Origin of the sequence: Azospirillum aestuarii, from assembly GCF_016632405.1 — a bacterium.
GTDB classification, from domain to species: domain Bacteria; phylum Pseudomonadota; class Alphaproteobacteria; order Azospirillales; family Azospirillaceae; genus Azospirillum; species Azospirillum aestuarii.
Genome location: NZ_JAEPIV010000063.1, coordinates 1 through 9,627 on the forward strand (window position 1 = coordinate 1; position 9,627 = coordinate 9,627).

General features: G+C 65.8%; 8 protein-coding genes and 1 pseudogene. 2 read left to right on the forward strand and 7 right to left on the reverse strand.

The features are described from left to right. Positions 1-509: 509 nt before the first annotated feature. The 5 genes from JJL56_RS34175 to JJL56_RS32135 form a co-directional block, all read right to left on the reverse strand. Positions 510-866: a hypothetical protein gene (locus JJL56_RS34175; RefSeq protein ID WP_425599164.1), complete on the reverse strand. Its 357-nt coding sequence runs from the start codon at positions 864-866 to the stop codon at positions 510-512. Between the two features lie 213 nt (positions 867-1,079). Then, the gene (locus tag JJL56_RS32120; RefSeq protein WP_247891372.1) at positions 1,080-1,475 is read right to left on the reverse strand and encodes a TetR/AcrR family transcriptional regulator; all 396 of its coding nucleotides are present in this window, start codon (positions 1,473-1,475) and stop codon (positions 1,080-1,082) included. A gap of 47 nt (positions 1,476-1,522) precedes the next feature. Continuing rightward, complete coding sequence (locus JJL56_RS32125; RefSeq protein WP_345772666.1) at positions 1,523-2,158, reverse strand: TetR/AcrR family transcriptional regulator; 636 nt, start codon at positions 2,156-2,158, stop codon at positions 1,523-1,525. A 10-nt stretch (positions 2,159-2,168) separates the two neighbouring features. Further along, the gene (locus JJL56_RS32130) at positions 2,169-3,593 is read right to left on the reverse strand and encodes an MATE family efflux transporter (RefSeq protein WP_200487835.1); all 1,425 of its coding nucleotides are present in this window, start codon (positions 3,591-3,593) and stop codon (positions 2,169-2,171) included. 85 nt (positions 3,594-3,678) lie between these two features. After that, on the reverse strand, positions 3,679-4,494 hold the full coding sequence (locus JJL56_RS32135) for an oxidoreductase (protein ID WP_200487836.1): 816 nt from the start codon (positions 4,492-4,494) through the stop codon (positions 3,679-3,681). Positions 4,495-4,635: 141 nt separating this feature from the next. Here JJL56_RS32135 and JJL56_RS32140 point away from each other — a divergent pair, with 141 nt between their 5' ends. After that, complete coding sequence (locus JJL56_RS32140) at positions 4,636-5,757, forward strand: efflux RND transporter periplasmic adaptor subunit (protein ID WP_247891373.1); 1,122 nt, start codon at positions 4,636-4,638, stop codon at positions 5,755-5,757. Continuing rightward, entirely contained in the window at positions 5,757-8,849 is a 3,093-nt protein-coding gene (locus JJL56_RS32145; protein WP_200487837.1) for an efflux RND transporter permease subunit, read from the forward strand. The genes JJL56_RS32140 and JJL56_RS32145 overlap by 1 nt, the downstream gene beginning before the upstream one ends. Before the next feature lie 256 nt (positions 8,850-9,105). On the opposite strand, the gene JJL56_RS32150 is transcribed toward JJL56_RS32145, so the two are convergent. After that, positions 9,106-9,273 carry a hypothetical protein gene (locus JJL56_RS32150; RefSeq protein WP_200487838.1) on the reverse strand — a complete coding sequence of 56 codons (168 nt, stop codon included), beginning with the start codon at positions 9,271-9,273 and terminating at the stop codon, positions 9,106-9,108. A 34-nt stretch (positions 9,274-9,307) separates the two neighbouring features. After that, a pseudogene (locus JJL56_RS32155) lies at positions 9,308-9,565 on the reverse strand (IS256 family transposase); the annotation flags it as partial. Between the last annotated feature and the right edge of the window lie 62 nt (positions 9,566-9,627).

The following is a 9,627-nucleotide window of genomic DNA, read 5'->3' on the forward strand; positions in this document are numbered from 1 at the left end:
TGGTCACCCACCTCGATACGCCGCCCTCCTCAGACCGTCATCACCCAGATTCCAGCATAGCTCCAGAACCTGGTGAAGGAGCGAGACGCCGGCGGGCTGGATCGCAACCGTCAGGTCCATACGATCGTCCGCGCCTCCTACGCCTCCCATTACCGGCGCATGCTACCCAAGCTGCTCGACGCCCTGGAGTTCCTGTCCAACAACGCCGTCCACCGGCCGCTTCTCGAGGCGATCGACGCCATCCAGCGGGAGCGGGAGAGCACCGGACAGTACCATGCCCTTGCCGACATTGCCGTGGAGGGTGTGATCCGCCCGAAGTGGCGCGGCATCGTGATCGAGGATAGGCCGGACGGCGGCCAGCGGGTAAACTGGATCAATTACGAGATCTGTGTTCTACAAAGCCTGCGCGACCGACTGCGCTGCAAGGAGATCTGGGTGGTGGGCGCCGACCGCTTCCGCAATCCCGACCAGGATCTGCCCAGCGACTTTTCGGAGCGCCGGGACACCTGCTATGCCCGCCTCGGTCTGCCGCTTGACGCGGGCGTCTTCATCGACCGTCTGCGGAGTGAGATGGAGACCGCGCTGGACACTCTTGATCGCGAGATGCCCGGCAGCCCAACCGTGCGCCTGGACCCGCGCCGCAAGCACCCAATCATCATCACGCCGCTCGACCCGTTGCCGGAACCGCCGACCCTGGAGGCGCTGAAGGTGGAACTCGGCCGGCGATGTCCGATGACCGGCCTGCTCGACATCCTCAAGGAGGCCGACCTGCGGGTCAGTTTGGCAATCCAGTCGACCAGCGGGTCGATTGGTTCCTCGACCTGGGCAAGCGCACGACCGGACTGGTGGAGCAACGCCAATTGCACGGTGAAACCGAGCCGGTTGGCGTCACCCCGCCGCGTCAGAACCAGGTGTGGTCCGAAGGGGTGAGCGTGAATTGACGCGCCAGAGCATCCCGGTCGGCAGGAATGCCGAACAATTGCCGCAGTTCCGTGTCAGGTAACAAGCGATGTCGCGGCACGCCATCCCCCCTCTCCAGCCGGCGCTAGCCCCCGAGGCTGGCACATGACGGTGGAGGGTTATGAACGAACGCAGGACCGCCTGTCACGGAACCACGTAGCCCGACTATCCGCTTTGCCACCGGTTTCAGCCATCACGAGGCGGGTCACGGCAAGCGCTGAAGGGGACAGTATCAAGTCCAGATAGGCTCGCGCCGTGTCCTCCAGTACAGCCTCGGTTCCCTTTTCCTCCACCTGCACAGCGCCAAGGGCGGCCCAGGTCAAAGTCCCGACTTCCTCGACATAGGCTGCGAACAGCGCTGCTTTGGAAGGGAAATAACGATAGAGCGTGCTTTTGGAGCCGCCCACCTCGGCGGCGATACCATCCATCGAGGCCTCGGCATAGCCCTGTCGAAGAAAGGTCCGGCCGGCAATCGTCAGGATTGCGGTCTGCCGGACGGATGTACCTGCTGGCATGGTCAAACACCCTCCGATCGACCGGTTCCCATTGTGGTCACGTCCATTCACGCGGCTGCAATATTTCGAACTTGTGCAGCGGCCGTATCCAGAAAGGCCTGAGCAAGGTCGGGATCGTTGACGACCCGTGAGAGGGTCAGCGCACCGACCATCAGTGAAAGAACCGCCATCGCCTTGCTTTTGAACTCTTCGCCCCGCGTTTCCGAAATCAGGCGTTCGAGGACTTCGAGATGCGTCCTGATCCCGGCTTCGAACGACGCTTTGACCGCGACGCCGTGTCTGGCGGCATCGGAACCGAGCGCCACGATCGGGCAGCCGTCGGTCTTTTCCTCGCGGTGCCCGGCGCTGAGATAGAAACCGATCACCGGGCCAAGCGGGTCCTCCGGATTTGCGGCGGCCGCCGTCGTCCATCGGCAGTAGGCGCTCTCCAGCGCCCGGCTTGACGCCTGAGCAGCCAAATCCTCCTTCGAGGCGAACTGCTTGTAGAAGGCGCCCTGGGTCAGGCCCGCCGCCTCCATCAAATCCTTGAGACCGATGCCGTCGAAACCGTGCTCCCGAAAAAGACGGCTGGCCACATTGATCACAGTTTGCCGGTTTTCTTCAGCCTGAACCCGACTTACACGCATGGTGCGCCCCTTTTTAGATTTCGACCAAACTCTATAGGAGATAGGGATGACGGACACAATTCTCCACCTACTGCGCCGCGCCCTTGCGGGACAGCGGCCGGTGGGCAGGGTACCGGCCCCAGGCGCCGCCGATCATGGCCGCCGCCGTCAGAAGCCCGTATGAAACCGCCGCCAGGGCCGTGATCTCGAACAGGGTCGAAAGTCCGGCACCGAACCAGGTGACGGCCGACCAGCCGATGAAGGCGGCGACGATCATGCGCACGGTGCCTGCCAGGACGGGAAACAGGACGCGCTTCGCTCCCTGGCTGGCGAAATAGAGCGCCAACCCCAGCCCGACCGCACCGTAGACCGGGGCGACGGTCCGCAGATAGAGGGTGCCCATCGCCAGCACCTGGGGATCGTCGCTGAACAGGCCGATCCAGGCTTGCGGGAAGATCGCGGCAGCAAGGCCGATGACCTCGGTCACCCCGAAGGCGAGAGCGGCCCCGATCCAGGCGACGCGGCGTGCCCGCGCCACCTGCCCCGCCCCGATGTTGTGGCCGACCATGGTGACCATGGCGGTGCCGAGCCCGAAGATCAGCGGGATCTGGATGTAATCGAGGCGCGAGGCGATGCCGTACCCGGCGATGGCATCGGCGCCGAACCGGCCGACCGCGGCGGTGACGAAAGTGACGGTGAGATTGACCTGGACGGTGCCGATCGCCGACAGGAAACCGACCCCGAGAATGTCCTTGAACAGGCCCGCGCGCAGAGGAACGACCCTCAGTTTCACGAGGCTCCGCGAAGACCGCAGATACAGCGTCAGCGCAAGCGCGGCGAACAGGTAGTAGACGATCACCGCAGCCCCGCCGCCGGCAACGCCGAGACGGGGCAAGAAACCCCAACCGAAGATCAGAGCCGGCGACAGGATGAGGAGGAGAACGGTGCCGGACGAGATCACCAGTGCCGGCACCCTCACGTTCCCGGCGCCGCGAAGGGCCGACGACAGCAGGGCGGTGACCCAGATCGGGATGGAACCGGCGAACACGACCCCGGAATAGGTGAGCGCCGCCGTCAGCGCCGGTCCCGTTCCCCCCATCGCCCGATAGAGGATCGGTCCGGCAAGGACGGCCGCCATGGTGAAGAGGATGCCGAATGCGCCGGCCAGGACGACCGCATGCCAGATCAACGCTTCGGCATCGTCATGGCGTTTTGCTCCCAATGCCCGCGCGATGGCCGAGGAGACGCCGCCGCCGATGCCGCCATTCGCCATCATCTGCATGAGCATGAGCACGGGGAAGACCAGGGCGACCCCGGCGAGCGCGTCCGTCCCGAGAAAGCCGACGAACCAGGTCTCGGCCACCCCGACCAGCGTCTGGACGACCAGCACCAGGATCGTCGGCACCGCCAGGCGGAGCATCGTCGGCGCGACCGGCCCGTCAAGAACGCCGGGCGGCACTTTGTAGGCGGGCGCCGGAGGCGCCGGCCCCTCCTGGCGGGACAGGGCAGTCATGGAATCTCCTTCATTCCACCGGATGCGGCGTGCATGGTCCCGACACCGGGACGGTCCCATGTCGCGGTCTGGGTCGGGGCTGGGATCAGACCGGCAGCCGCAGCATCTTGCGCAGGCTCTTGTCGAAGGCGGCGGCCGGGACGAAGCGGCGCAGGACGCTGACCTGCCGTGCCAGCTTTCCTGCCGGGTAGCGCAGCTTCGGATCGGAGTCCGTCGCGGCCTTCACGATGGTTTCGGCCACGGTCTCGGGCGTATCGCCCTTCCTGATCGCTTCCTCCACGGCCACGGTCACGCCTGCGCGCGCGGATGAATAGGCATCGAGCGACCGATCCGGCCTGATGAGATTCCCGTCGAACGAGGTCCGGGTATAAGCGGGCTCGACCAGTGTCACCCGAATGTTGAGCGTGCGCAGTTCATGGTCCAGCGATTGAGAGTAGCCTTCCACGGCATGTTTCGTCGCCGCATAGAGCGCAAAATAGGGTGCCGGAATGAATCCATGCGCCGAACTCAGATTGATGATCCTGCCGCTTTTCTGGCGCCTCATGATCGGCAGCACGGCGTTGGTCATGCGGATGACGCCGAAGATGTTCACATCGAACAGCGCCTGTGCCTGGGCGAGCGAGGACTCCTCGGCACCGCCGAAGAGGCCGACACCGGCATTGTTGACCAGAAGATCGATGCGGCCGGCGTCGTCCAGCACCTCGTCGACCAGGGCCGCCACGGATGCGTCGTCGGTGACGTCGCAGGTCAGCATGGTGACGCCGTCGGGGCCTTCAGCGCCCGCGTGACGGCTGGTCCCGAACACGTCGAATCCTGTCGCTTGCAGAGCCTTGGCCGCCGCATATCCGATACCGGACGATGCTCCCGTCACCAGGGCGATGCCGCGATTGGTCTTATCCATTGAGTTCACTTTCCTCGCTGTGCCGGGTTCGGCCTCGGAAGCGGCGCTGCCGGGCAAGAACGCCCGTCATTTAGATTGCGGACGACCTCTATAGCCGATATAGATGTCGTACGCAATCTAATTTGACGTGAGGCGGCGGGCATGAAAAAGAGACCCATGATCGTGGTGGGCGGCGTTCTGACGGCGGCGCTGGGTGCGGCCGCAGTCGTGACGCTGTCCATGCACACACAGGAGGCGTCGGCGGTGAGCGACCCCCGGCAGGAGGCGCCGATCGTCCGGCTTGCCGCGGCGGTCCAGGTGACCGGATCGGAACGCGGCTTCACCGGCATCGTCGGGGCGAGGGTGCAGAGCAATCTCGGCTTCCGCGTCCCCGGCAAGATCATCGAGCGGCTGGCGACGGTCGGCCAACCGGTCAAAGCCGGCCAGCCGCTGATGCGGATCGACGAGACCGACCTGCGCCTCGCGCTCACGGCAAAGCGCAACGCGGTTGCCGCGGCGCGTGCGGCGGTCGTTCAGACCCAGGCGGACGAGCGGCGATACGCCAGTCTGGTCAACGACGGATGGGCCTCCCGCCAGCGGCACGAACAGGCAAAGGCCGCGCTGGACACCGCCAGGGCACAGCTCGCCAGTGCGGAAGCGGACGCCCGGGTCGCCGAGAACGAGGCGACCTACTCGGTCCTGGTGGCCGACAGCGACGGCACGGTGGTCGAGACGCTGGGCGAGCCGGGACAAGTCGTCGCCGCCGGCCAGACCGTCGTCCGGATCGCCCAGGCTGGCCCCCGCGAGGCGGTGGTGGCGTTGCCGGAGACCATCCGGCCGCCGATCGGTTCGCTGGCCGAGGCCAGCCTCTATGGTACCGACGGGCAACGCTACGGCGCGCATCTGCGCCAGCTGTCGGACGCCGCCGATGCCCAGACCCGCACCTACGAGGCCCGCTACGTGCTCGATGGCGACGCCGCCTCCGCACCTCTCGGCGCGACGGTCACGATCCGGCTGACCGGACGGACGGCGGACCCGACGGGTCAGGCGGACCTGCAGGTGCCGCTTGGAGCCGTGCTGGACGATGGCCGGAGGACCGGTGTCTGGACCCTGGATCGCGCCAGCTCGACGGTGCGCTTCCAGCCGGTCCGGTTGGTCCGGGTGAGCGGCGAAACCGCCGTGATCTCCGGGCTTGGCCTTGGCGACCCGGTGGTGTCGCTCGGCGCCCATCTCCTGCAGGAGGGGGGCCGCGTCAGGACCGCCGCCGAGAGCGGGGGCAAGTGATGAGCCTCAATCTTTCCGCCATCGCCGTCCGTGAACGTGCCGTTACCCTGTTCTTCATCCTCCTGCTGGCGGCGGGGGGCGCCTTCGCCTTCGTCATGCTGGGACGGGCGGAGGACCCCTCCTTCACCATCAAGACCCTGACCGTCACCAGCGTATGGCCGGGCGCCACGGCGCGCGAGATGCAGGATCTCGTCGCCGAACCGTTGGAGAAGCGCCTTCAGGAGCTGACCTGGTACGACCGGGTGGAGACGACCACGCGGCCCGGCTATGCCTATATGACGCTCACGCTGAAGGACAGCACGCCGCCGGCCAGGGTGCAGGAGGAATTCTATCAGGCCCGCAAGAAGATGGGCGACGAGACGCGCAACCTGCCGCCCGGCGTGCTCGGTCCCTTCGTCAACGACGAATATTCCGACGTGAGTTTCGCCCTCTACGCGCTCAAGGCCAAGGGCATGCCTATGCGCGAGCTTGCCCGGCAGGCCGAGGTGATCCGCCAGGATCTGCTGCATGTGCCCGGCGTCAAGAAGGTCAACATCCTGGGCGAGCGTCCGGAACGGATCTTCGTCGAGTTCTCCTATGTCAAGCTGGCGACCCTCGGCGTGTCGGCCCAGGATATCATTGCCGCCTTGCAGCGGCAGAACACCGTCACGCCGTCCGGCTCGATCGACACAAGGGGGCCGCAGGTCTTCATCCGGATCGACGGTGCCTATGACGGGGTGCAGGCGATCGCCGACACACCGATCGTCGCGGCCGGGCGGACACTGAAGCTGTCGGACATCGCGGAGGTCCGCCGCGGCTACGAGGATCCGCCGACCTACATCATCCGTCACCAGGGTGAGCCCACCGTCATGCTGGCGACGGTCATGCAGGAGGGCTGGGACGGCCTGGCCCTCGGCAAGGCGCTGGAGGAGCGGGCGGCGGGCATCGCGCGGTCGCTGCCGCTCGGGATGACGCTCGACAAGGTGACCGATCAAGCCGTCAACATCACCTCGGCGGTCGACGAGTTCATGGTGAAGTTCGCGATGGCGCTGGGCGTGGTGCTGCTGGTCAGCCTGCTCAGTCTCGGCTGGCGTGTCGGCATCGTCGTGGCGGCGGCTGTGCCGCTGACGCTCGCCGTCGTCTTCCTCATCATGCTGGAAACCGGACGCTTCTTCGACCGCATCACGCTCGGCGCGCTGATCCTGTCGCTCGGCCTTCTCGTGGACGACGCCATCATCGCCATCGAAGTGATGGTGGTGAAGATGGAAGAGGGCGCCGACCGCATCAGGGCAGCCGCCTATGCCTGGAGCCACACGGCGGCGCCGATGCTGTCCGGAACGCTGGTGACGATCGCCGGCTTCCTGCCGGTGGGGTTCGCGCGCTCGACCGCCGGTGAGTATGCCGGCAACATCTTCTGGGTCGTGGGGTTCTCCCTCATCGTCTCCTGGATTGTTGCGGTGGTCTTCACGCCCTATCTGGGCGTCAGGATGCTGCCGGCGATCAAACCGGTCCCCGGCGGTCACGAGGCGATCTACGGCACCCCGAACTACCGGCGCCTGCGGGGGATCATCAGCTTCGCCGTGCGCCACAAGATCGTGACCTGCGGGGTCGTCGGCCTCGCCTTTGCCGTCGCCATCGTCGGCATGGGCGGCATCAAGCAGCAGTTCTTCCCGACCTCCGACCGCCCCGAGGTGCTGGTGGAGGTCCGTCTGCCGGAAGGCACCAGCATCGAGACGACGACGGCCTCGGTCGAGAAGATCGAACGCTGGCTGGCCGATCAGCCGGAGGCGAAGATCGTCACGAGCTATATCGGTCAGGGCGCGCCCCGCTTCTTCATCGCCCTGTCGCCCGAACTGCCCGATCCCGCCTTTGCCAAGATCGTCGTGCTCACGCCGGACGCCGAGGCGCGCGAGGCCCTGAAGCACCGGTTGCGGCAGACGGTGGCGCAGGGACTGGTGCCCGAGGCCTATGTGCGCGTCACCCAGCTCGTATTCGGACCCTACACGCCGTTCCCGGTCGAATTCCAGGTGATGGGCCCCGATCCGGCGAAGCTCTACAGCATTTCCGAAAAGGCCCTCGCCATCATGCGGAGCGTGCCGGATGTCCGGCAGGCCAACCGGGATTGGGGCAACCGCACGCCCGTGCTCCGCTTCACGCCCGACCAGGATCGCCTGAACCTCATCGGTCTCTCGCCGGCCGAGGTGGGCCAGCAACTCCAGTTCCTTCTGACCGGGATAGCCGTCACCCAGGTCCGCGAGGACATCCGCAATGTCCCCATCGTGGCGCGCAGCGCCGGCGGCGAACGCCTGGATCCGGCGCGTCTGGCGGATTTCTCGCTGACGAGCCGGAACGGCCAGCAGATCCCGCTCGACCAGATCGGCCATGCGGAAATCCGGCTGGAAGAACCGTTGATGAAACGCCGGGACCGGACGTCAGTCATCACGATCCGCTCGGACTACAACGAGGCGACCCAGCCTCCGGAGGTTTCCAAGCAGATCATGACGGCCCTTGAACCGCTGATCGCCTCGCTTCCGGCCGGCTATCGCATCGACATGGGCGGATCGATCGAGGAGGCCGTCAAGGCTAACACGGCGCTCGGCAAGGTCTTCCCCGTCATGATCGCAGCCATGCTGGTCTTCATCATGCTGCAGGTGCGGTCCTTCTCGATGATGGCCATGGTCCTGCTGACGGCACCGCTCGGCGTCGTCGGCGTCGTGCCCATGCTGCTCGCCTTCAACCAGCCCTTCGGCTTCAACGCCATCCTGGGGCTGATCGGTCTGGCCGGCATCCTGATGCGCAACACGCTGATCCTGACCGAACAGATCAAGGAGAACCAGGCGGCCGGCTTCGACGACTATCACGCCGTCATCGAAGCCACGGTGCAGCGCACGCGACCGGTAATCCTGACCGCCCTTGCCGCGGTGCTGGCCTTCATCCCTCTCACGCATTCCGTCTTTTGGGGGTCGATGGCTTACACGCTGATCGGCGGCACAGCGGTCGGCACGGTGCTGATCCTGCTGTTCCTCCCCGCTCTCTATGCGGCATGGTTCCGCATCAAGCCGGCGGCTGTCAGCGATACATCAAGCTCCCATGCCCGTCTGGGAGTGATCTGACGGGCTTTCGAGGTGGTCGCTCGACAAGAGGGGCCACCTCATAGCTCGTCCGGCAATCGGCCGTTTGACGGCCAGCCGCCAAACTGTCCGGAAACCCGCGTTGACGACGGCTTTACGGACACATAGTTTGTCGGACGGGTTTCCGGACGATCGGAGCGGGCGGTGGCGAACATCGGCTATGCCAGAGTCTCGGCCGCTGATCAGGATCCGGCTCTGCAACTCGACGCCTTGGCCAAGGCGGACTGCGAACGGGTTCCTAAAAAACTCCGACGGATTCGGCGCCAGCCTCCTGCAGGACGTAGCCCAGTGACTTGGCGCGTCGCTGCAGGCTGGTCAGCACGCGATGTCGATAACGCTCCTCGTAGTAGGCGGCTCCGGGATCGACGTAGTCCATGCCGTGGCGCAGGGCGTTGTAGAACAGCACCGCGAGCTATGTTGGAGATTGGGTGACGGGCCGATCAGGCGGCGTTCTGTGACGCGGCTTCAGTGACCTCGATGCCGTCGCGGAATGTGACGCCGCGGATCACCTTGGGCAACAGGTTTTCGCCCTGGAGGCGGCGCCAGGTTTTTGCCGCGGCGGTGATCAGCTTGAAGACCATCAGCTTGGCGGTCTCCTGTGACAGCGCCCCCTTGGTTCGGAAGGTCCGGTGCCGCACGGTGGCGAACACGCTCTCAATGGGATTTGTGGTCCGAACGTGCTCCCAGTGCTCGGCGGGGCTTTGTCACGTGAACCGAACCGACGTGCAGGAAGCCCGGAGCCCCCGACGGGTTCACGCCG

Bases quoted from the DNA above. Each gene is read 5' to 3' on its own strand.
- JJL56_RS32120 (WP_247891372.1), bottom strand. From the start codon at position 1,475: ATGCCAGCAGGTACATCCGTCCGGCAGACCGCAATCCTGACGATTGCC.
- JJL56_RS32130 (WP_200487835.1), bottom strand. From the start codon at position 3,593: ATGACTGCCCTGTCCCGCCAGGAGGGGCCGGCGCCTCCGGCGCCCGCC.
- JJL56_RS32135 (WP_200487836.1), bottom strand. From the start codon at position 4,494: ATGGATAAGACCAATCGCGGCATCGCCCTGGTGACGGGAGCATCGTCC.
- JJL56_RS32140 (WP_247891373.1), top strand. From the start codon at position 4,636: ATGAAAAAGAGACCCATGATCGTGGTGGGCGGCGTTCTGACGGCGGCG.
- JJL56_RS32145 (WP_200487837.1), top strand. From the start codon at position 5,757: ATGAGCCTCAATCTTTCCGCCATCGCCGTCCGTGAACGTGCCGTTACC.